Raw genomic sequence first — 22,245 nt, 5'->3', positions numbered from 1 at the left:
TTAAAATTTTTACTCTGGGGTTTTTTCGTCTGGGTACTCTTTTTTGAAATTCACCCAGAATTCGTCTAGGGTGTCTTTCATGTCTTTTCTCAAGTAAAGCAATCCAAATAAGTTGGGCAGAGTCATTACGGCTATGGTAATAGCAGACAAGGTCCAAATAATGGTGGTGTCGGTAAAGGCAGCGAAGAAAAAAGCTACAACATATACCATGCGGTAGTATTTGACTGAGCCACTGCCTAGTAAAAAGGTCATGGCTCTATCTCCGTAGTAAGACCATGATATTGCCGTACTGAAAGCAAAGAGCAGTAGACCAATAGATACGATGTATTGACCCCAGTCTCCAAAGAAGCCTCGTGTGAAGGCAATGGTAGTCAGTGGTGCGCTATGTACCAATGATTTGCCTATAAAGGCGACATTGAGGTCACTAGGTTTCCCATTGGCAATATGTACCGTGCCTGTAAATGACTGTCCGTCTTTGGTAACCTTGATTTCTTCAGCCAATGAGCGTGCATGAATGATCGATACTTCGTTTTGAATGGTACCATCTGCTATCGTCAAATCACCAGAAAACTCAGGCAAAGGGGCTTCACCTGAGATATGTCCATAGAGTCTGGCTACACCTTCTTCGGACTGATCTGAGTAGTCTGAACCTACCAAAACACTCATGTCTGAGACTTGAAAATCGTTGACATGCTTTTCATTCCATACGCCAGAAGAAAGTAATACAAGACCCGTGACCGTACAGATGATAATAGTGTCGATGAATGGCTCTAGTATCGCTACCATACCTTCTGATACTGGTTCGTGTCCTTTGGCTGAGGCGTGAGCGATAGGTGCACTACCTTGTCCTGCTTCGTTGGAAAACAAGCCGCGGTTGACTCCTCTATTGAAAGCAAAGGCGATCGAGGCGCCTATAAACCCACCAGAAGCAGCTGACCCTGAAAACAGATCTGAAAAGATAGAAACGAATGAGGAACCGATATTGCCCAAATTGTAGAAGATCACAGCAAAGGCGCCGATGAAGTAGATTAGTGCCATTCCTGGGACTAGCTTTTCCGTCACCGCTGCTATTCTTTTGATTCCTCCTATGATGACTATCGCCAAGAGAACGGCCAGTACACCTCCAGTTATCATATGGTCGATGCCAAAGGTCGCATTCAAGGAATTGGAGATACTATTGATCTGTGGTAAACTCCCTGTGCCAAACGAAGAAAGTACAGTAGCAATGGCAAATGCAGCTGCGAGCCATTTCATGTTCATTTTGTTCTTCATAAAGTACATCGGACCACCAGCCATGGTGCCATCGGCGGTTTTTTCTCTGTATTTATGCGAAAGCGTGACTTCTACGAATTTGGTACACATACCTAGTGCCGCAGTGACCAGCATCCAGAAAAGTGCCGCAGGTCCTCCTATGTGTATCGCTAGAGCTACTCCTGCGATGTTGCCCGTACCTACTGTGCCAGATAGGGCAGTGGCCAAGGCTTGGAAGTGTGAAGTATCCCCTTCGTCGTCAGACTTATCGAATTTGCCTTTCACCACTTTGACGGCAAAACCAAAGTATCTGATTTGTGGAAACTTGAGGTAGATCGTGAAAAAGAGGCCTGTACCTAGCAAGGCATAGGGAAACCAAAAGGCACTTCCTATAAAACTATCAATGAGAAGTAAAAAGTCGTTGAGCTGCTGCATATATGGGGGTTAATATTTTTTTGAATAGTTGTAACCAACAAAAATATAAAAACTGGTAAGGAATAAAACTGCCTGATCGTTTATTATATGATTGGCAAAATAATACCTCCCGACTGGGTGGTCGGGAGGTTCTCATAAGCTTTGTCTGTAAAGACGAGCCTCTATACCCATTATCTTATCACCAAGGTTTGACTGCCGTCAAACGAACAACGTAATAGTGATCAGATATAAAAGTAATGCTGTTATCAATTTTAGAGCTTTCATGCTTCATTGAAATTTGCTAATGTAAGGATAGGGCATGTTGAGCCACTTGTAAATACCTAATAGTAAGTATATTAAGGCTGTTTTCGGTTGGAATATCGGAAACCAGCTACCATGCCTGCACGTATGGCATGTTTGGTCAGTCCAATGAGTGATTTGGTTTGGAGTTTTTTAGATATGTTTTTTCGATGTGTATCTACAGTACGAATGCTGATTTTTAATTTTTTGGCAATGTCTTGAGACGATAGCTCCTCGACGATTAATTCTAATACTTGTTTTTCTCTTTCGGATAGATTCATCACAATGGGTTATGATACAGGTTCAAATAAAGAGAGATGGCGTTCATGAATCAATCCGTATTGGTAGGGATATTTTGAAGAGGGCAGATCATTCCATATTTTAAAATTAGATTTACGAATAGGAATGGGAGCACTTACACATTTGAAACAACGGGTGAATAGCTTGTCAGAATTGACTGAACATGAATGGGAAGATTTTGCTTGTCGATGGAAACCTTTGTCGGTAAAAAAGGGGGATTACATCATTCGAATAGGGCAAGTCGAACATTATTTTTACTTTGTGCATGAGGGGGTGTTGCGTGCATTTATGATTAACCAAGGCGTAGATATCAGTATTGGTTTTACCTACACGGGGGATTTTTCTGGTGCGTATGATTCCTTTTTGGCACAGCAACCTACCGACTGGAGCATTCAGGCAACTACAGATGCATCATTGCTTCGGATCAGCTATGCTGACCTGATGGATATGTTTGATCGATACAAGTCCGTAGAGCGGTGGGGTAGAATATTCAATGCCAATGTCTTGATAGGTATTGGTAAAAGACAGGTAGAAGTGAGGAGTTTTTCGGCAGAGGAGCGGTTTGATCGGCTGTTTCAGCAAAGCCCACATATTTTTCAATTAGTGTCGCAAAAGCATCTGGCCTCCTATTTGGGTATGACCCCAGAGACCTTTAGTAGGATGCGTAAGCAGTGTATGGAAAAATCGTGAAAATAGAGTTTTCTTGATATAGATCAATTTTTATTTTTCAACACCCGATTACTTTTACTATATCATTAATAAACTCAAAGTCATGAATAAAATTGATCTGATCGAATCGCTCATTAGAGATACTCAAGAAGTAAAAGCTGAAGCCGAACGGTTGGCTGCTTTGTCCCAGAAGGAGTTAAAACAGAAACCTTCACCTCAGGAGTGGTCGGTGCTAGAATGCATCGAACATCTCAATATTGCAGATGCACACTATATCTCCCAGTTTGATCGCAAATTACAAATTGCTCCTGAATCTGAAGAATCAACCTTTAAACCTGGGTGGATGGGTGATTACTTTGTGAAAAGTATCAAACCACGAGCTGATGGTACGATCCCATCACCGATGAAGACCCTGAAGAAATTCCAACCAGAAATAGATGTGCATTATGATACGCTTTCCAAATTCATTGAAGATCAGGATGAGATTATAGCGGCTTTGGAAAAAAGCAAGAAGTTGGATCTGAATAAAATAAAAATCACTTCTGCTATAGGTTCTATCGTTACTTTTAAATTGGGCGATGCTTTTCGGTTTTTAATTGGGCATAACCAGCGCCACATGATTCAGGCAAAGCGTGCACTTGAACAGGTAGTTGCAACAGTTTAGATAGGCATCACCAATTCGTTGCGAAAGGCAAATTTGATCAGGCCTACAATGGTTTTAGCTTGTGTCTTTTTCAAGATGTTTTTGCGGTGGGTGTCTACCGTTCTTCGACTAATAAAGAGTTGGTCGGCGATTTCTTCGCTCGATAACTCTTGAACAATCAGTTGTAGTATTTCGAGCTCTCTTTCGGTAAGACACTGCGTTTCTTTCTCAATTTTTTTCTGTTTTTGCACTTTATCTTTCATGATAGACATCACCTCTTTGCTGTAGAAAGTGCTCCCCTCTGTGATTCGATCTAGTGCATTGAGTAGCTCTTTTTTGCCCGTGTTTTTCAGAATATAACCTTCTGCTTCAGACATGAGTATCTCGCCTACTGTTTCGCGGTTGTTGTGCATAGAAAGTACGAGCACTTTGATACAAGGATATTTTTGTTTGACGGTGTTTACGAGTTCTGCGCCAGACATGCCAGGCATGCTGAGATCAGAAATCAGTATATCTACCTCGGTAGTTTTGAGCAAATCCAGAGCGGTTTGTCCATCGTTGGCCTCGTGAGAGATTTTGTATTTGTCTTGCCCAATGAGTAGCGATTGGATACCATCGATAAACATCTGGTGGTCATCCACAATGAGGATATTGTACAGTTCTTTGTCCATTACATAGCTAATTTAAGTATGATTTCTGAGCCTTCATCCAAGGTAGATGTGATATCTAGTTCGCCATTGAGCAAACCTACTCGGGATTGAATATTGCGCCAGCCAATCCCAGTGGAAGAGGTGATTAGCGCAGTGTCAAAACCTTTTCCATCGTCTTTGATCGATATTTTGAGGTAATCAGTGTGGGTGACAGCCAGCCAGATGTTTTTTGCTTCTGCATATTTGATGGCATTGTTTAGCACTTCTTGAATGATGCGATAGAGCGCAATGGCTTCGCTTTCGGGCAAGTTGATTTTTTGCTCAGGCCAATTGGTATGTATACTCACTTGTCCAGCATCATTGATGATGTGTATTTGTTCTTTTATAGCTGCTTCGAAGCCGATCGACACTAGGGCATTGGGCATCATATTGTGAGAGATTTCTCGTACCTCTGTTACGGCATCGTCTATAAGCTTGAGTGAGTTTTGCCATTGTTTGGTCACAGATTCGGTTATCTGATCTTCGAGAACAGACACGTTGAGGCGGGCTGTGGATAGTAGCTGGCCGAGCCCATCGTGTAGTTCTTGGGCTATGCGTTTGCGTTCTTTTTCTTCTCCTTCGATCAAGGATTTGAACCCTAGCCTTTGGTTGATGGCTTTTTCTTCGGCCAACTGGGTTCTTTGTTTTTGTCTGGTTTTCTTGAAAAACAAATAGATGATCAGTAATATCAAAGTAGTTCCTCCTAATGCAGCGTAAAATCGGTTGTTGGCGTTGTGGACTTCAGCTGCTTTGAGTTGGTTTTCGACAGAGAGCAATTCGATTTCTTTTTCTTTCTTTTCTGTTTCGTATTTTACTTGGAGTTGGTTGAAGGCCTGTGTGGATTCTTCCGAAAAGATGGTGTCTTTCAGTGCAACGAGCTGGCGAAAATAATAGGCAGCACTGTCGATGTTGCCTTCGAGAATGTAAGCATTGGCCAGGTTTTCATATACATATTTTTTATGTCCAGACTTAGTTTTGTTATTTACGATTCGTTTGCTTCTCAGTCCATACAGGAGCGCTTCTTTAGGTTTTTTTTGAATGATGTAGGTCTCACATAGGGTATTGAATATGTGAAAATTTTCGAATTCACTTCTTCCGACTTCTAGCGCTTTTAGACTGTAGTCAATTGCCAGATCCATGTCGCCAGAAGATTTGGCTAGCATGCCTAGGTTATTAAGGGCGTCGGCTTTGGTTTGCTGGTTTCCTGTGGAGTCGGAGATGAGGAGTGCTTTTTTGTAATAATAGGCCGAAGAGTCAAAATCTCCTTTGATCCGATAAGACACACCTAGATTGTTGCACGAGTGAATAATGTATCTGGTTAGGTTGTTTTTTAGTCTAAGCTTATAGGCTTTCATGTGGAAGGGAATGGCCCGCTGGTATTCGTCGAGTTCTTGATAGATGAGTCCAATATTGTTTAGAATATTGCCTTGTAGTTCTTCGTCTTGCAACTGCTCGGCTATTGGGAGTGCTTGAAAAAAATAGGCTAGTGCTTCGTCAAAGATGCCTCCATTCCAATGCCACATACCTAGGTTGTTGAGCGATTTACATGTTCTTTTTTGGTTGCCAATGGATTTGCTCAACTCATTAAATTGATTGAAATAGTGCCGAGAACTATCCCGCTGGCCTTCTATGTCGTAGGTGATCCCGATGTAGCAGTAGGAGTCGGCTATGCCTAGTGGGTAGTCTGCACGACGAGCCCGTTGGAGAGCCGCTGTCGCGAATGTTCGAGATTTTTGTGTGTCTTTGGTGTAGAGATTATTGGCGATTCGGTTGAGTGAGTCTACCAGTGCTGTTTGCTCTAGGTGGTCGAGGTTTTGAATGACCGATTGTAGGTCAGGAATGTTGGAAGCACGGACGGAATAGCTTCCTAGGATGAGTAGGCTGTAGAATAGGGGATTCATATGGCTATTTTCAAGTTTACTTCAGCACCTTTTCCTATTTCGGAATGAATCTGTAGTTCTCCATTCAATATTTCTATTCTAGATTGAATGTTGCGCCAACCGATGCCTGTAGAGGAGGCGATCATGGAGGTATCGAAGCCTATGCCATCGTCTTTGATCACTACTTTGAGATCACGGTCATTTGTGATAGTGAGCCAGATGTTTTTGGCTTTAGCATATTTGATGGCGTTGTTTAGTACTTCTTGGATGACTCGATAGAGTGCGATGGCTTCGCTTTCTGGTAGATCAATTTTTTGTTCGGGTAGTTGGGTGTGTATTTTTACTTGGCCAGCATCATTGATGATGTGCGCTTGTTCTCTTACAGCAGCTTCGAAGCCAATAGAGATCAGAGCATTAGGCATCATATTGTGCGAGATGTGACGAACTTCTGTTACGGCTTCGTCTATGAGTTTGATGGAATTTTCCCATTGCTTGGTTACGATTTGCTCCACACGATCTTCCATCGCTGATACATTGAGTCGGGCGGTGGATAATAGCTGCCCCAGCCCGTCGTGTAGTTCTTGGGCTATTCGTTTGCGTTCTTTTTCCTCTCCTTCTATGAGAGACTTGAAACCCAGTCTTTGGTTAATGGCTTTTTCTTCTGTCAGTAGTATCTGCTGTTTTTGCTTGTATCGATTGAATGCTAAAACGCCAATAAGTAGCAGGATAGTAGCACCACCAAGAGAAGCATAAAATCGATTGTCTGCATTTTTTACTTCTATGACTTTGAGTTGGTTTTCGATAGAGAGCAATTCTATTTCCTTTTCTTTTTTCTCCGTTTCATATTGTGTTTGTAAGGAGAGTAGGGCTTTGCTTTTTTCTACATTATAAATACTGTCATTGAAAATTTGATTTTTTTGTAGGTTTTCGTAGGCATTTTTGTAGTCGCCCAATTTGACATAAGACTGCTGTAGCATGTCGTACCCAAACCGAATGAGGTCCGTATAGCCAATAGGCGTAGCGAGTGCGATGGCTTTTTCAAAAAACGGAATGGCTTTTTTGAAATTTCCAGTCTGGAAATAAAACTCACCTTTGATGACGGTATTGACGGCAACGCCTTGGTTGTCACCTATTCGTTTGCGGATCTCTGTAGACTTGTTTACTAGTTCGAGCGATTCGTCTAATTGGTCATTGATTAATTTATAATTGGCGATGTCGAGGTAAATATACCCCAGCCCTACACTGTCTTGTGTTCGTTTTCTGATTTCAAAAACCTTCATCATGTAAGGATAAGCTTCTTTGTGTTTTTCTCTGCGGACAAGAAACGACATATGATGACTGTATGTGGTTCCTAGAGCTTCTTCGTCATGTGCCAATTTGGCGGCTGTTTCGGCTTTGTCTAGGGCATTATAGGCATCGTCAAGTTGTTTTTGTTTGTGATAAAAAACGGCCATTTCATTGCACGTCCGTGCTATGCCTCTATGGTTTTCGAGTGAATCAAAAACATGGAGGGCATATAGATAGCTGGGCAAGGCTTGCTTGTAGTCGCCACGCAAGTAGGTCGCCACGCCATGATAGAGACTTGCATAGGCTGCTTGGCTTGTCCAGCCGTTGGTAAGGGCGAGTTGTTTTGCTTCGGCCGTCATAGCTATGGCACTGTCAAAACTGAGGCTGTAGATTTTGTAGTGGTTGTCTATAACGAAAGATATAAATTGCTTTGTGTCTAAGGTTCTGGCTTTGACGAATAGAGAATCATTAGACAACCCGTAAGTGTTTGTACTTGCGTATAGAAGGGTACAAAAAAATAGTAATATGCAGAATAGTTTAGATTCAGATATTCTGAAAAAGAATAAAGCGAACATAGCAGTACTGACCTTTCAAGTTTGATATTAAAAAGCTGGAATTTGCTGGTTGAAGGTTGAGTGGTTTTGTTACTAAATTAAACCAATCGTTCTAAGTATTGAAAATCGATATGATATTCTTTTTTGAGTGCGGAAATTTTCTCACTGGCATCTTGACTGTTGGCTTGTTTGGATTTGGCTCCTATGAGCATGATGTTTTTACGGGTGTGCTCGTTCGATACAAATTCAAAGACTTTGGATTGATAGCCGTGCTGTTCTAGGATCAAAGCACGGATGGTGTCTGTCACCATTTCAAAATGCCGTTCTTGGAAGATACCATATTTGAGTAGTGGGTGCTCCTGTGTTTTTCCTTTTACCTGTTGGCGTACTTGTTTGTGGCAGCACGGGGCGCATACAATTAGGTCGGCTTGCGCTCCAATGGCTTTGGCCAAGGCATCGTCTGTAGCGGTATCGCAGGCATGTAGTGCAATCAGAATATCGATTTTCTTGGCTGTATAGTCTTCGATGCGTTGATTGATAAATTGCAGTTTTTCGAAGCCACATACTTTAGCTTTTTCATTGCAAAAGTCCACTAGCTCTTGACGAAGTTCGATGCCGGTCACCCCAACATCCAATCCTTTGATTCTCCAAAGAAAATCATATAGTGCAAAAGTGAGGTAGCCTTTGCCTGAGCCCATATCCACTAAGCTAAGCTCTTTTTTTTGCACGTTGGCTTCTATCTGGTGATCCATGATTTCCAGATATTTGTTGATTTGGCGGTATTTGTCGGCCATTTTAGGGATGAGTTCACCATCTGCTGAGGTAATGCCTAGCTGATGAAGATAGGGGGCGTCGAGTGGTGCTCTTTTTATTTTTTCTTTGTCATGCGTAGCTGCTACTTGGGTTTCTAAGGGCTTGGAGGTAGTCACGGTGACTTTGCCCTTTTTATTAATCATAAGCTGATAGGTGGCCTCTTCGGTGAGCAACGTGGCATGCTTAAACTTTTCTTTGAGTTGACTACTGATCTCTGTGAAGCCTTCGGGAGGATCAAAGTTTTTGGTGAGATCTTTGGTTTTGTGCCGGTAGTTGAACGATAGCTTTTGTTGGCCTTTGAGTTCCACTGTTCGGACGAAGATGTTTTGAAGCCCGTTGGATTTGTATCTGGGTTTGCTTAGCGTGAGTTTGCCAAACTGACCAGTATTTACTACTTCATTTATTTTTTCTACAAACTCCTCGATGCTATTCATGTGGCAAAAGTAACAGGTTCTCCATTTTTTGTCTTTTTTTGAGGATACAATCATACGCTATGAGCAAAGTATCTGTCATTATCCCTACTCGCAATCGTCCTGCGTCTCTGCAAAGTGCATTGCAGTCTGTACTGATACAGCCACTTGTAGTATTGGAGATTGTAGTCATAGACGACGCCTCAAAACAGCAGTATATAGCTGAAATAATACAGGTGGCTTCACAGGATGATCGAATCAGGCTTGTTCGGAATGAAAAAAATATTGGTGTATCCGCCTGCCGCAACCAAGGCATAGCGATGGCAAAGAATGATTATCTGCTGTTTTTGGATGATGATGACGAATTGCTGCCTGGGATGCTAGTGCAGTCGCTGGAGGCTATTCGAGGCAGGGATGTGGTCTCTTGCCGGTCGGAGGTGATCGCGGCACATTTATCGACAAGCAAAACCTTACGGTACAACCGACAGCAAACGGCTGCTTTGGATTTGTACCCCATGGGGGTGCAGCCAGCCGAACATATTTTTTTGTATACGCCCCAGATTCATACCTTTCTTGTGAGGCGATCGGCGATTGGGGATGTTCGTTTTTCGGAGGAGTTGCGATATGGAGAGGATATGATATTCTGGTTGCAACTAGCGGCTAATGGACTGAGATTCGAAAAGTTGGAATTTGTGGGTAGCCGCTATCACTTGCATCTTTCGAGTGCGTCTCAGCAGGAGACTAATCAGTCGAAAATGGCTTTTTATCAGCAGTTGCCAAATTATGTACAGCCAAGTGCTGAGGTGAATAATTTGCTTTGGATCAAAATGGCATATCTAAGTTTACGTCAAGGGTATATACGTTGTGCCGTCTATTTATTGAAAGCCTTGTCTAGGCCTAAATTATTTTTCAGACATCTCAGGTACTATTTTTAAAATCCCGCAGGCCTTTTGAATTTAATGATTACAGGTGTATGACCTGTTAGTTGGTAGGTGTCTTTGGCGTGGTCAGTTACTTCGAGCCCATTGTTGTCGAGGCCTATCCATATTTCATTGTCAGTGAGCAGGAGAGCTTCGGCCATGCCATATTTTTCGGGTGCGTAGAGCTTGCCATTGGGATGGCTCGCAATATGTCGATAGTGGTATTTTTCTACCACAGTCTTGGTCTTTGTATTTACTTTGGTGATGTAGTTGCCGTTGCGTTCTAGCAGGTACAAATGTCCATTTAGATATTTGGCATCAGAAAAATCGTTGCTTTCGGTTTGTGGTATGTCGAATTGGTCTAGTATTCCCCATCGATTCATGTCCACTACTACTATATTTCTGGGTTGGCGTTCTTTAACGAGATACATGACCTGATTTTCACAATCTATAGTAAGGCCTTCCCATCCTGCATTTTTCCATGTGCTAGGAGCTAAATTGTTTTCTTTGAAATTGATAGGTAGCGTTTGTACCTCTGCTGTAGATGTGGGCAGACGATAAATAGATCCTCTAAATTCATTCGCTAGATAAAAAAAGCCATTACAATGATCAACGGCTTCCAAGTCTAACTTTTCAGTGCTACTTATTTGTCTGTATGGGTGAGCTATCCATTTTTTTTCACTAAAAGTGATGGAGTAAAGGAATGTATTCCAAGGCTTGTCGGCAACTATAAAAATAGAGTCGCCCTTGCTCACGATACCGCTGAAATCGAAGTTGAGCGAATCCATAGGTGCCATCTGATGGATGGAAATAAATGAGAGTTCTTGGTATGCGCTAGTGTCTTGCGACGCGGCAAACCAACGACAGCTCAGCAGTATGGCTAGGCTTAAGGTTAATGTTCTCATGTCGTGCTACTGAAGATTTAATATTATTAAACCCTTTCAATCATAGCTCCAATAGCATTTAAGCGTTGATCAATATTCTGATATCCTCTATCGATTTGCTCTACATTGTGAATTACACTCTCGCCTTCGGCAGACATAGCTGCTATCAGTAGAGATACACCCGCTCTAATGTCGGGAGAAGTCATCTGAATGCCACGCAGTGGCACCGCCTTGTCTAGTCCAATCACTGTTGCTCTATGCGGGTCACAAAGTATGATCTGTGCGCCCATATCGATTAGCTTGTCCACGAAAAACAAACGGCTTTCGAACATCTTCTGATGTATGAGTACCGTGCCTTTGGCTTGTGTAGCAGTAACGAGGACGATGCTTAGCAGGTCAGGTGTGAAGCCTGGCCAAATGGCATCGGCGATGGTCATGATCGAACCATCTATGAAAGTCTCTATTTCGTAATGATCTTGTGCAGGAATATGAATATCATCTCCTTTGATGTTTATTTTGATTCCTAGTCTTCTGAACATGTCTGGGATGATACCCAAGTGCTCTACGCCAGCATTTTTGATGGTTAGGTCAGACTGTGTCATAGCTGCCAGTCCGATGAAACTACCAATTTCGATCATGTCTGGAAGCATGGTGTGCTCGGTGCCACCGAGTGCTTCCACACCCTCTATCACTAAGAGGTTAGATCCGATCCCAGTGATTTTTGACCCCATGCGGCTGAGCATTTTGCAAAGCTGCTGGATGTAAGGTTCACAAGCCGCATTGTAGATCGTAGTAGTGCCTTTGGCTAGCGAAGCAGCCATTAGAATGTTGGCTGTACCAGTCACAGAAGCTTCGTCGAGCAGCATATATGTGCCTTCGAGGTGAGAGGCGTCTATGTTGTAATAGCTGGTCTTTTTGTCGTATTTGAATTTGGCTCCCAGTTTTTGGAAACCGATAAAGTGGGTGTCGAGCCTTCTTCTTCCTATTTTATCTCCCCCTGGTTGAGGGATTTTTCCTTTTTTGAATCTGGCGAGCATAGGCCCCAATATCATGATGGATCCACGAAGGGAGCTAGCCATTTGTTGATATTTTTCTGTCTCCAGAAAATGAATATCTACTTCGTCTGCCTGAAAGGAATAAGATTCATCTCCTAGCTTTTGGACTTTTACGCCCATTTCTTGGAGCAATTCGATCAATTTATTCACATCCCTGATGTTGGGCACTTTGTGAATCGTAACGACCTCTTTGGTGAGAAGTACGGCTGATAGTATTTGAAGCGATTCGTTTTTGGCGCCCTGAGGTGTGATTTCGCCATTAAGGGAGTGTCCTCCAACGACCCGGAATGAACCCATTTATCTTCTTCTTTTGTGGTTGGATGTTCTTTTGTTTCTGTTGTTTCTATTTCGATCGTTACGATCATTTCGCTCCATACCACTATTGTTGTCACGGTCGTTGCGTCTTTCTTTTCTGATCGGTTCGAATAGGTTGCCTGCGGTCACCTTTTTCATGTCGATGTCCAATTGATTTTTAGACAGCTTACGGATATTTTGATAGATCACTTCATCTTCGATGCTGTCTCTGTTGTAAGAGTAAATGAAAGTTTTCATCAGTTTACCAATGTGGATGATCGCAGCTTCTTGCTCTTCAGCATCTTCTAGCGTAATGGCTTTGTCTACGAGTAGTTCGATATTTCTACCGAAATGCTTGAAAGTAATTTCGTTAGTCAGATAGCCCATTTTTTCAGGCTTCTTGTCTAGGATTTCTTTGTTTGGCGTAGGAAAAGGGCCATCGATGTCTAAAGAAAAATGAGAAATGATGTGAAGATCATCCCAAAGCTTTTGCTCTACCTCAGGGGTGTTTTGCATAGCAGGGTTGATTTGCTTCATAAGCTCCACCAGCACGGCTGCTTTTTGTGATCTTTCTTCTTTGTCTTCTATAGTGTTTAGAGTAGCGACTAGGTCTTGTACGTTTCTTCCGTATTCTTTTAGTGTGACCTGCTCTCTAATTGTATTATATTCTATCATGAGATGTGATTTGCTTCTTTGTGCAAGCGCCAAAATTAACCCTTTAATTAATATAAAGTAGGCATTGGTTTTATTTTTAAGTTAACAAATGACCGATCTAATCAAATACAGTAGATATCCGCCTACTTTCGCAACTCACCTTCCTCGATAGGAGTAAGACATTTTTTAAGACTACACACATGAATTATGATTAAAAAAATTCTTTGGGTCGTTGGAGCAGGCATGATTTTGTTTGCGCTCACAGTGATCTACCAGATTGCTACTACTCGCCAGCACAGCCCACCTGCTACAGCTATATTGTCTACGACGCATTTTCAAGTGACTGTGGATTATTGTAGACCGTTTAAAAAAGGCCGTAAAATTTTCGGTGAGCTATTGCCATACGATACATATTGGCGCACGGGAGCTAATGAGCCGACAGTTATAACCTTTTCTGACGATGTGTATTTCGGTACTAGTGAAGTGCCTGCTGGTAAATACCGACTCTATACCATTCCTGGAGAAAGCGAATGGCAAGTAGTACTCAATGCTGAAACAGAGCAATGGGGCTATTGGGAGCCTGATTATAATCTGGATGTAGCTAAAGTAACAGTACCTGTACAGCAGTCGGATTCTTGTGTGCAGCAATTTCTCATTCGCTTGACGGATCAGCCATACGGTGCGAACCTGGCCTTGATTTGGGATTTTACGAAAGTGATAGTGCCGATAAAAAAAGGAGTATAAAATCGAAAGAGGAAGTTGAGGAGGGAAAAACTGTTAAAAAATCTAAAAATTTCTGCTAGAAAGCAACTAATTTCGGGTTTTGAACATCTTATAGATGTACTCATAATACACGAGGTAGGAAGAGCCGCTTCTACACCTCAAATGGTTTAATTAGTTAAAAAAACAAAGGGCTTTGCGATTCGTGAAGCCCTTTGTTTTTGGTGAATCTCCTAGAGGTAATTAGCCAATAATTCAATAGCTTGTGCGCTGATTTAAAATTTGGAACAAGCCAGATTTCTTAAAAACTATAGTTTATGACAAGGACTGGCTGCTGTGCACTTCTTTTCTTTTTTTTCATTTCTCCTGTATATGGGCAGTCTCCAACGCCTTCTGGCTATGAAATAGCCAAGCTGATGTTCGAATATTCGGATCGTATCCAATCACTTACCTATACGATCACCAAGCAAGAGCGAGTGGAAGGCGAAATTCTCAAGCAGGTTTCATTTACTAAAATGCAAAAAAGCCCCTATAGTGTCTATTTGCGACAGTCCTTTCCAAACGACGGCATGGAAGTGCTCTATGTGCGTGGTGCCAACAACGACAAAGCACTGATCAATCCCAATGGCTTTCCCTGGATTAATCTAAAACTAGATCCATTAGACGGTATCATGCGCAACAATCAGCATCATACCATATTTCAATCAGGGTTTGATCATGTGGTTTCCATATTAGAATTTTTGTGTGCCAAATATCAAGATCAAATTGACGAGATGGTGACTTATACTGGATTAGTGATACACGAAGGAAAAAACTGTCATGCGATCACTTTTATCAACCCGTACTTTGGCCTAGTAGATTATATTATTCAGCCTGGTGAGTCTATAGAAGATGTAGCAGCACAGAAAAAACTCAGTGCGCACATGATACTAGAAGCTAACCCCAAAATCAAAGATTATGAAGACGTTAAATCGGGTCAGGTGATTCAGATCCCCAACGATTATTCCCCCAAACTGAATCTAATCATAGATGCTCAGGTATACATTCCGCTGAAGATGGAGGTAATCGACGACAAAGGACTATACGAACAGTATGAATATTCCAAAGTAGTGATTAACCCGACTTTTGACCCTACTGAGTTTACGGAAGGTTACGAAGGCTATGGATTTTGATTATTTAAACGCTGAAATGCCTGTGATCTCATGCCCCAAGATGAGTAAGTGAATGTCGTGTGTGCCTTCGTATGTTACCACAGATTCGAGATTCATCATGTGTCGCATCATCGGAAACTCTCCCGTGATCCCCATGCCTCCATGAATCTGTCGTGCTTCGCGAGCTATGTCTAGTGCGGTGGCTACGGCATTGCGCTTGGCCATAGAGATCATCGGGGTGGTTGCTTTGCCTTCGTCTAGCATTTTACCGAGTTTCCAGTTGAGTAGTTGTGCTTTGGTGATCTCGGTCAGCATCTCGGACAGCTTTTTTTGGATGAGCTGGAATGAGCCGATGGGCTTGCCGAATTGGATGCGTTCGAGGGAGTATCTACGAGCAGAGTCGTAGCAGTCCATCGCCGCGCCTATGGCGCCCCATGCGATACCGTATCTGGCAGAGTCTAGACATTTCATCGGCGCACCAAGGCCACTTTTGTTGGGCAGTAGGTTCTCTTTGGGCACTTTCACATTATCAAAGACCAGTTCACCTGTGGTGCTGGCTCGTAGCGACCATTTGCCATGGGTCTCGGGTGTAGAAAAACCCTCCATGCCCCGCTCTACGATCAGACCGTGTATTCTGCCTTCTTCGTTTTTAGCCCAGACGACGGCCACGTCCGCTTTGGGTGCATTGGAAATCCACATTTTGGCACCGTTTAGTAGGTAGTGGTCGCCCATGTCTTTGTAGTGGGTGACCATGCCACTGGGGTTGGAGCCGTGGTCTGGCTCGGTGAGGCCGAAGCAACCTAGCCATTCGCCAGAGGCGAGTTTAGGTAGATATTTCATTCGTTGGGCTTCGTTGCCAAACTTGTAGATGGGGTACATCACCAGCGAGCCTTGTACAGAGGCTGTCGAGCGCATGCCAGAGTCTCCACGCTCGATTTCTTGCATGATCAATCCATAGGAAATGTAGTCAAGCCCACCCCCACCATATTGGGTTGGGATGGTTGGCCCAAAGGCGCCGATCTCTCCAAATTTCTTCACGATCGGATATTCGAAATGGCTTCTTTCGGCCCAGTCTTCTATGTAGGGAGTGATTTCTTTTTTTACAAAATCTCGTATTGAGCCTCGGATCATTTGGTGCTCTTCGGTCAGCAAATCATCGATTTGATAAAAATCTGGAGATTCGAATTCGTCTGTGAAGTTGGATTTCATAAGATGGGCTGTTGTTTAAAAGTTGTTTGTTAATCATTCGTAGGTCAAAATATGACCCATTTGGCAAATAATGAAATTTGAAAGGGCTAATCTGTAGATATCTTCTAGATCAATTAGAAATAGCATGGATTCGGCAGGGAGAAAAAGTGTCGGAATTGGGTCTTGGTATTGTGAAGATTCCCCTTTTTTTGTCCAAAAATTACTTTTGATCTTAGTAGGTTGTTTAAAATTAAACCCAAATTTACAATATTAAACAACAATATTACCCCGATGATAAACCCGAAATTTGATAGTAAAATACTGGATCAGCTCCAGCAGCTAGAGAAAAAATATGAAGCCATGGGACAGGATCTTTCGTCCTATTTGGATGGCCTATTGCATGCTGATTATCTAACCTACTGGGATTATATCCACTTGGATACTTTGCTTAGTTTGCAAAACCCCAAGACGCAATTTCCAGACGAGAAAATTTTCATCATTTACCATCAAATCACTGAGCTGTATTTCAAGCTGATTCTCAACGAGATCGAGCAGCTGGCTTTTGATGATGCCGTAGATGCAGATCGGTTTCTTTTGCGGCTAAACAGGATCAATCGCTATTTGCTGCATCTGGTAGATTCGTTTGATGTAATGATCGACGGTATGGATCAGAAGCAATTTCTCAATTTTCGCATGTCGCTCTTGCCAGCCAGTGGTTTTCAGTCGGCACAAATTAGAAAGTTTGAAATTTCATGTACAGATTTGCTAAACTTGGTTGAGGAATCTAAAAGAGCGGAAGTGGATATGCGAAATTTCCAGCAGATGTATGACAATCTCTATTGGAAAAGAGGCGCTACGGAATTGGCCACAGGTAAAAAAACCTTGACGCTCAAGCAATTCGAGCAGAAATATTCGGATGAATTTTTACATTTGGCGGTACAATATGAGCAAGCCAATGTCTGGAAAAAATATGAGATCAATTACTCTTCTGGTGAAATGGCAGGAGACATTGTAGCGGCTATGAAAAAACTTGATTTATTGGCCAATGTACAGTGGCGCTTGGTACATTACAAGTCGGCCGTTAGGTACTTGCAGCGAGACCCAGAAGTGATCGCTGCCTCTGGTGGTACCAATTGGCAAAAGTATTTACCTCCTAGATTTCAGCGGGTTATCTTTTTTCCTCAGCTATGGAGTCAGCAAGAAAAAGACGACTGGGGAAAACATTGGGTTGAAGAAACCATTTTTAAAAAGTAGCATCATTCGATTGAAGATATTTCTATACATAGGTTTCATAATCATCAGTGGTTCAGCGATGGCACAGGGTGTAGCAGTGCGTACGTATTACGATCAGGAAAAGACCGTGGTGAAGGAAGTGTTTACAGTGGGAGATACCATTTCTAATCAACTCAATGGATCATATACTTCTTTTTACCTCTCAGGAATCAAAAAATCGGAGGGTTATTATATCGACAATAAAGCCACGGGTGATTGGGTTTATTATTTCGAAAATGGGAAAATCAGACAAACAGGTTCTTTTCTCGAAGGACGAACAGAGGGTATTTGGTCAGATTATTTTGAAAATGGAAACCTACGATCTGAAGGAATACTGTCGGATGGTAAAAAAGGAGGCGAGTGGTCGTATTATTATGAAGCTGGCAGCCTCAAAAGCAAGGGACAGTACGACCATGAAGTGAAAGCAGGCCTCTGGCGCTACTACTACGAAGGTGGCGGACTGAAGGCACAGACCAACTTTAAAAACGGGAGTGGGATCTATCAGGAATTTTACGTGTCGGGTCAATTGAAAATGAAAGGGCTCAATAAGGCTGGTAAGAGTGACAGCTTATGGGTGTATTATTTTGAAACTGGGGAGAAGCAAGCCGAAGGATATTTTAAACAGGGCTTAAAAACAGGTCCTTGGAAGTATTTTTATAAAAACGGGAAGGTATCCGCAGAAGGAGGTTATGAAAAAGGCCAAACCTTGGGCAACTGGATTTATTACTATCCCGACGGAGCCAAAAGTGCAGAAGGGCTGCAAAAAAATGGAATCAAGGACGGGTATTGGAAGATGTTTTACGAATCGGGTCAGACCAAGGGAGTCGGTGAGTTCGACAAAGGCACTGGTGCATATAAAGAGTATTATATCAGTGGAAACCTGAAGGTGACAGGGCAGTTCAAGGGAGATGTCAATACGGGTAATTGGACCTACTATGATGAGGAAGGCAATGTAGAAGGTACTGCCTTTTTTGACGACCAAGGTAGAGGAGCCTATGAAGGCTATTACCTCAATGGTGATATCAAAATGAAGGGAGAACTCGTGCAGGGCAAGCGAGTAGGAGAATGGACACTTTATAAAAAAAATGGAGAAGTAGCAGGGACATATTTGCCAGTATATGGAGACAGCAATCCCGTGTTTATGAAAAGTGAAGACTTTGTACAGCAAGCCAATAGTCAGGAATATGACAAGCCCGATTATAAATTTAAAAACAAAAAATCGAGATACTTTACCTCTAGGATCAACGAATACAAAGGGGTGATTTTTGGGAGCAATCCGCTCTATTCGCTATTTGGCTACATGCCGTTGGCTGTAGAGTATTACCTCCAAGAGCGGCAAGGGTATGAGCTGATCTATACTTATCATAGAGATCCATTTTTTGAAAAGCATGACCAAGTGGCTACAGGCGAGTTGTTTACCACAGGGTCGAGCTTAAAAGTGCGTCAGAAGTTTTATAGCAAAGACGAGACTTTGGGCATGTTTTATTTTGGTCATCTGATTGGGGCGGATTTTCTCAAGCATTCGGTTCATGTGAGTGAGGGCGGTACACTGGCTACTAGAGACGCGTCCGCTCAGGAAAATAGATATTATTATGGTTTTTTTATAGGTGATAGGTGGCTCAAAGACCCCGCCAACGCAGGTTTTACAATCGATGTGTATATCGGCGTGGGTATAGGTGTGCGCAACTATACACCAAATTATAGCGGGACTACTTATGATCCATATTTCACAGATGTGAATCAAACGAGTACCTATATTCCTGCTTTCTTTGGGATAAATATTGGCTATCTAGGATTCAAAAAGACTAAGAATCCGATACCTTCGTCCCGTTAAAAAACGCCAATGAACAAAATTCTGAAATATAGGCTGAAGCCAGAAATAGCACTTGATGAGCAACGCTTGGAGGCGTTTATGGTACCCAAGATTCATGGTGGAGCTCAGTGGAAACTCCTCAAAAGATCGATAGATGCTCGTGGACGCAAGGTGTCCGTAGATGTAGAAATAGGGCTGTATGAAGGAGAGGGAGACCCATGGGCAGTATCATACCAGAAGCCTGAAACCAATGTGAGTAATCGGCCAGTGGTGTTGATCGTAGGTACAGGGCCTGCAGGGTTATTTGCTGCCTTACGCTGTTTAGAATTGGGTGCTAAGCCCGTCCTTTTTGAGCGAGGAAAAGACGTAAAGGAGCGACGACGGGACTTGGCTAAAATCAACAAAGAGCACATCGTGAACCCAGATTCCAACTACTGTTTTGGGGAAGGGGGAGCAGGTACCTATTCAGATGGAAAGCTTTATACACGATCAAAGAAAAGAGGAGACGTTCGACGAATATTAGAAATGCTAGTGGTGCATGGTGCCAGTGAGGATATTTTGAAAGATACCCATCCGCACATCGGAACAAATAAGTTGCCTAAAGTAATTGCTGACATTCGAGAAACTATTTTGTCTAGAGGAGGCGAAATCTATTTCAATAGTAGAGTCACTGATATTGTGATTGAAAAAGGTGAAGCCAAAGGCATCGTCTTGGCCAATGGAGATACACACGAAGGAGTCGGTGTGATATTGGCTACAGGCCATTCGGCTAGAGATATTTTCGAACTGTTAGAAAAGAAAAAGATTACGATTGAGTCTAAGCCTTTTGCGCTTGGGGTTCGGGTAGAGCATCCGCAGACGCTGATCGACAGCATTCAGTATCATTGCGACAGCCGTGGCGAATATTTGCCAGCGGCACCTTATGCGCTTACTACCCAGACTCGACTAAATGATGTACAAAGAGGGGTCTTTTCCTTCTGTATGTGCCCAGGCGGATTTATCGTGCCTTCTGCGACTGCCCCTGGTGAGGTAGTAGTCAATGGTATGAGCCCGTCCAGGCGAGACTCTAAATTTGCCAACTCAGGCATCGTAGTGGCCATCGAAAATCAAGATTTGAAGGGATATCATAAGCATGGTAATTTTGCTGCGTTGGCGTTTCAGTCGGAGATAGAAAAGAAAGCCTGTGTAGCTACTGGCGGTCAGCAAAAAGCACCGGCTCAGCGCTTGTCAGATTTTATAGGCAATCAGCTTTCGCAGAATTTACCCGATTGCTCGTATCAGCCTGGCTTGGTAGCTACCCAACTGTCGGATGTGCTGCCAGAGGATATCTATCGTAGATTGGTATTGGGTTTTAAAGACTTTGGAAAAAAATCTAAGGGCTACGTGACAGCAGAGGCAGTGGTAGTAGGTGTAGAGAGTCGTACATCATCGCCAGTACATGTGCCCAGAAAATCAGATACTTGGGAACATATTCAGCTCAAACGGTTGTTTCCTTGTGGAGAAGGCGCTGGCTATGCAGGAGGCATTATGTCTGCCGCTATAGATGGAGAAAAAATCGCCGAAAAACTGATAGAACAATACATTAATGTCTGAAGAAAGTAAATTGACCGTAGTACTAGGCGCTACCTCAGATCCAAGTAGGTATGCTTATTTGGCAGCCGAAAAACTCAAAAAACATGATCAGCCTTTCAAACTGGTGAGTATCAAAAAAGGGATACTTTTTGGCGAACCTTTTTTGGATCTAAAATCCAAACCTCCCATTGATGATGTACACACAGTGACTTTGTATATAGGCGCTGCTCGTTTGGATGAATGGAAAGAGTATGTTTTGAGTCTCCACCCTAAACGTATCATTTTCAACCCTGGTACCGAAAATATGACATTGGCGAAAGCCGCTGAATCTGAAGGGATAGAGATTGTTTTTGGTTGTACATTAGTCATGCTGGGTACTGGTCAGTATTGATTATGCTAGGATTGTTCGCCGACCGTCTTTATTTTTAGAGAGTCATCTGTATTAAATTTAAAATCATGTCTAGATTGTTTGTCCTCTTTCTTTTTTTGGCGATGTCGATGATAGCTCAGGCACAAGAGCAAGAAGAACCAGAGAAAGGAAGAAAGTACAAGCTTTTTGAGACCAAACCATTGAATGAGGATTATGTGATAGATTACTCAGATCAGTTGGTCCTGAAACTCTATGGGATTGTCAAATCAAATGATTTTTCGCATGTCAACCACCTGACTGAGGATGAGTTAGAATATCACCCGAATGAAAACTTTAATATTGGTTTTGGGTTTGCTTATAAGTTTATTGGGTTAGACTTAGCGTTTAATTTTCGAGGAGTCAATCATGATGATGATCAATATGGAAAAACGAAAAGCTTCGATATACAGTCGAGTATGTACACTCGAAAATTTGCGATCGACCTTGTATGGCAGCGGTACAAGGGGTATTATATGTCCAACCCGCAGGATTATATAGCGGGGTACAATATAGGAATATATCCCATTCGGCCTGATATTAAAACCAGAACTTATGGCGTCAGTTTGTTGTATGTTTTTAATCATGACGATTTTTCGTACCGGGCAGCCTTTAATTACAATGAACGACAAATCAAAAGCGCGGGGTCGTTTTTGGCAGGGCCATATTTTAGCTATTACCGAATGGATGCTGACTCAAGTTTGATTATCGATGAGGCGGAGCTTTTTTTCGATACCTCAGTAGATTTTAGAGGAACTGCATTTATCAAAATGGGACTCGCTATGGGCTATGGGCATACCTTTGTGATAGGTAAGCGAGTGTTTTTCTCGTTGAGTGTTATCGTAGGAGGAGGCCCAGAGATTGAAAAAAGGCCAGAACTGAACGGGCAAGCTGCGGATAGTCAATCTGAATTTGCACTGCACGTAGCTACACGGGCAGCGATTGGTTATAATTCAGATCGATTTTTCACTGGTATATCTGCAGTGGCTGTGGGTGATGGACAGCGAAACGATAATGAAGACTATCTCTACAGAGGAGTGAGCAATGCGAAGGTATTTGTGGGGATGCGATTTGGTGCTCCTAAAGTTCTGACTGATCGGCTATAG

The 22,245-nt window shown here is 42.6% G+C and carries 20 protein-coding genes; 10 read left to right on the top strand and 10 right to left on the bottom strand.

Annotation, left to right across the window (positions count from 1 at the left end; translation table 11 throughout):
- Positions 1–9: 9 nt before the first annotated feature.
- Together N7E81_RS00575 and N7E81_RS00570 are read right to left on the bottom strand one after the other, a co-directional pair.
- Positions 10–1,686 (bottom strand): alanine/glycine:cation symporter family protein, encoded by a 1,677-nt coding sequence (locus N7E81_RS00575; protein ID WP_263051335.1) that lies wholly within the window; start codon positions 1,684–1,686, stop codon positions 10–12.
- Between the two features lie 335 nt (positions 1,687–2,021).
- Positions 2,022–2,246 (bottom strand): response regulator transcription factor, encoded by a 225-nt coding sequence (locus N7E81_RS00570; RefSeq protein WP_263051334.1) that lies wholly within the window; start codon positions 2,244–2,246, stop codon positions 2,022–2,024.
- A gap of 124 nt (positions 2,247–2,370) precedes the next feature.
- On the opposite strand from N7E81_RS00570, the gene N7E81_RS00565 reads away from it, so the two are divergent.
- Together N7E81_RS00565 and N7E81_RS00560 are read left to right on the top strand one after the other, a co-directional pair.
- Complete coding sequence (locus N7E81_RS00565; RefSeq protein ID WP_263051333.1) at positions 2,371–2,955, top strand: Crp/Fnr family transcriptional regulator; 585 nt, start codon at positions 2,371–2,373, stop codon at positions 2,953–2,955.
- 82 nt (positions 2,956–3,037) lie between these two features.
- Positions 3,038–3,598 (top strand): DinB family protein, encoded by a 561-nt coding sequence (locus N7E81_RS00560; protein WP_263051332.1) that lies wholly within the window; start codon positions 3,038–3,040, stop codon positions 3,596–3,598.
- Here N7E81_RS00560 and N7E81_RS00555 read toward each other — a convergent pair.
- The 4 genes from N7E81_RS00555 to N7E81_RS00540 all read right to left on the bottom strand — a co-directional run bounded on the left by N7E81_RS00555 (position 3,595) and on the right by N7E81_RS00540 (position 9,234).
- Positions 3,595–4,248 carry a response regulator gene (locus N7E81_RS00555; protein ID WP_263051331.1) on the bottom strand — a complete coding sequence of 218 codons (654 nt, stop codon included), beginning with the start codon at positions 4,246–4,248 and terminating at the stop codon, positions 3,595–3,597. The two genes, N7E81_RS00560 and N7E81_RS00555, sit on opposite strands and share 4 nt — an antisense overlap.
- Positions 4,248–6,167: an ATP-binding protein gene (locus tag N7E81_RS00550; RefSeq protein WP_263051330.1), complete on the bottom strand. Its 1,920-nt coding sequence runs from the start codon at positions 6,165–6,167 to the stop codon at positions 4,248–4,250. The genes N7E81_RS00555 and N7E81_RS00550 overlap by 1 nt, the downstream gene beginning before the upstream one ends.
- Complete coding sequence (locus N7E81_RS00545) at positions 6,164–7,909, bottom strand: tetratricopeptide repeat-containing sensor histidine kinase (RefSeq protein ID WP_263051329.1); 1,746 nt, start codon at positions 7,907–7,909, stop codon at positions 6,164–6,166. Before N7E81_RS00545 ends, N7E81_RS00550 begins: the two co-directional genes overlap by 4 nt.
- A 176-nt stretch (positions 7,910–8,085) precedes the next feature.
- On the bottom strand, positions 8,086–9,234 hold the full coding sequence (locus tag N7E81_RS00540) for a class I SAM-dependent methyltransferase (protein ID WP_263051328.1): 1,149 nt from the start codon (positions 9,232–9,234) through the stop codon (positions 8,086–8,088).
- Positions 9,235–9,293: 59 nt separating this feature from the next.
- On the opposite strand from N7E81_RS00540, the gene N7E81_RS00535 reads away from it, so the two are divergent.
- Positions 9,294–10,145: a glycosyltransferase family 2 protein gene (locus tag N7E81_RS00535; RefSeq protein ID WP_263051327.1), complete on the top strand. Its 852-nt coding sequence runs from the start codon at positions 9,294–9,296 to the stop codon at positions 10,143–10,145.
- Here the strand turns inward: N7E81_RS00535 and N7E81_RS00530 are convergent.
- Genes N7E81_RS00530 through N7E81_RS00520 form a run of 3 tightly spaced genes read right to left on the bottom strand, consistent with a single transcriptional unit; the run spans position 10,142 to position 13,038 of the window.
- Positions 10,142–11,035, bottom strand: coding sequence for an SdiA-regulated domain-containing protein (locus tag N7E81_RS00530; RefSeq protein ID WP_263051326.1), 894 nt, complete (start codon positions 11,033–11,035; stop codon positions 10,142–10,144). The genes N7E81_RS00535 and N7E81_RS00530 overlap by 4 nt on opposite strands.
- Positions 11,036–11,061: 26 nt before the next feature.
- On the bottom strand, positions 11,062–12,366 hold the full coding sequence (gene murA / locus N7E81_RS00525; protein WP_263051325.1) for a UDP-N-acetylglucosamine 1-carboxyvinyltransferase: 1,305 nt from the start codon (positions 12,364–12,366) through the stop codon (positions 11,062–11,064).
- Positions 12,367–13,038 (bottom strand): DUF4290 domain-containing protein, encoded by a 672-nt coding sequence (locus tag N7E81_RS00520; RefSeq protein ID WP_263051324.1) that lies wholly within the window; start codon positions 13,036–13,038, stop codon positions 12,367–12,369. It lies immediately after the preceding gene.
- Between the two features lie 186 nt (positions 13,039–13,224).
- Between N7E81_RS00520 and N7E81_RS00515 the strand changes: the two genes are divergently transcribed.
- Both N7E81_RS00515 and N7E81_RS00510 read left to right on the top strand, forming a co-directional pair.
- Positions 13,225–13,761, top strand: coding sequence for a DUF2911 domain-containing protein (locus tag N7E81_RS00515; RefSeq protein WP_263051323.1), 537 nt, complete (start codon positions 13,225–13,227; stop codon positions 13,759–13,761).
- 293 nt (positions 13,762–14,054) lie between these two features.
- The gene (locus tag N7E81_RS00510; RefSeq protein WP_263051322.1) at positions 14,055–14,909 is read left to right on the top strand and encodes a DUF1571 domain-containing protein; all 855 of its coding nucleotides are present in this window, start codon (positions 14,055–14,057) and stop codon (positions 14,907–14,909) included.
- Here N7E81_RS00510 and N7E81_RS00505 read toward each other — a convergent pair whose 3' ends face one another.
- A complete protein-coding gene (locus tag N7E81_RS00505) occupies positions 14,910–16,097 on the bottom strand; it encodes an acyl-CoA dehydrogenase family protein (protein WP_263051321.1) in 1,188 nt (395 codons plus the stop codon). It abuts the gene before it with no gap.
- 270 nt (positions 16,098–16,367) lie between these two features.
- On the opposite strand from N7E81_RS00505, the gene N7E81_RS00500 reads away from it, so the two are divergent.
- The 5 genes from N7E81_RS00500 (at position 16,368) to N7E81_RS00480 (ending at position 22,245) form a co-directional block, all read left to right on the top strand.
- Entirely contained in the window at positions 16,368–17,330 is a 963-nt protein-coding gene (locus N7E81_RS00500; protein ID WP_263051320.1) for a tryptophan 2,3-dioxygenase family protein, read from the top strand.
- 10 nt (positions 17,331–17,340) lie between these two features.
- Positions 17,341–19,182 carry a toxin-antitoxin system YwqK family antitoxin gene (locus N7E81_RS00495; protein WP_263051319.1) on the top strand — a complete coding sequence of 614 codons (1,842 nt, stop codon included), beginning with the start codon at positions 17,341–17,343 and terminating at the stop codon, positions 19,180–19,182.
- A gap of 9 nt (positions 19,183–19,191) precedes the next feature.
- A complete protein-coding gene (locus N7E81_RS00490; protein ID WP_263051318.1) occupies positions 19,192–20,754 on the top strand; it encodes an NAD(P)/FAD-dependent oxidoreductase in 1,563 nt (520 codons plus the stop codon).
- Positions 20,747–21,124 (top strand): CoA-binding protein, encoded by a 378-nt coding sequence (locus N7E81_RS00485; RefSeq protein ID WP_263051317.1) that lies wholly within the window; start codon positions 20,747–20,749, stop codon positions 21,122–21,124. Before N7E81_RS00490 ends, N7E81_RS00485 begins: the two co-directional genes overlap by 8 nt.
- 65 nt (positions 21,125–21,189) lie before the next feature.
- Positions 21,190–22,245, top strand: a complete 1,056-nt coding sequence (locus N7E81_RS00480) for a DUF4421 domain-containing protein (RefSeq protein ID WP_263051316.1) — start codon at positions 21,190–21,192, stop codon at positions 22,243–22,245.

The organism is Reichenbachiella carrageenanivorans (genome assembly GCF_025639805.1).
Lineage (GTDB): Bacteria > Bacteroidota > Bacteroidia > Cytophagales > Cyclobacteriaceae > Reichenbachiella > Reichenbachiella carrageenanivorans.
Note: the sequence above shows the minus strand (reverse complement) of the source record. Positions and strands in the feature narration are given on the sequence as shown.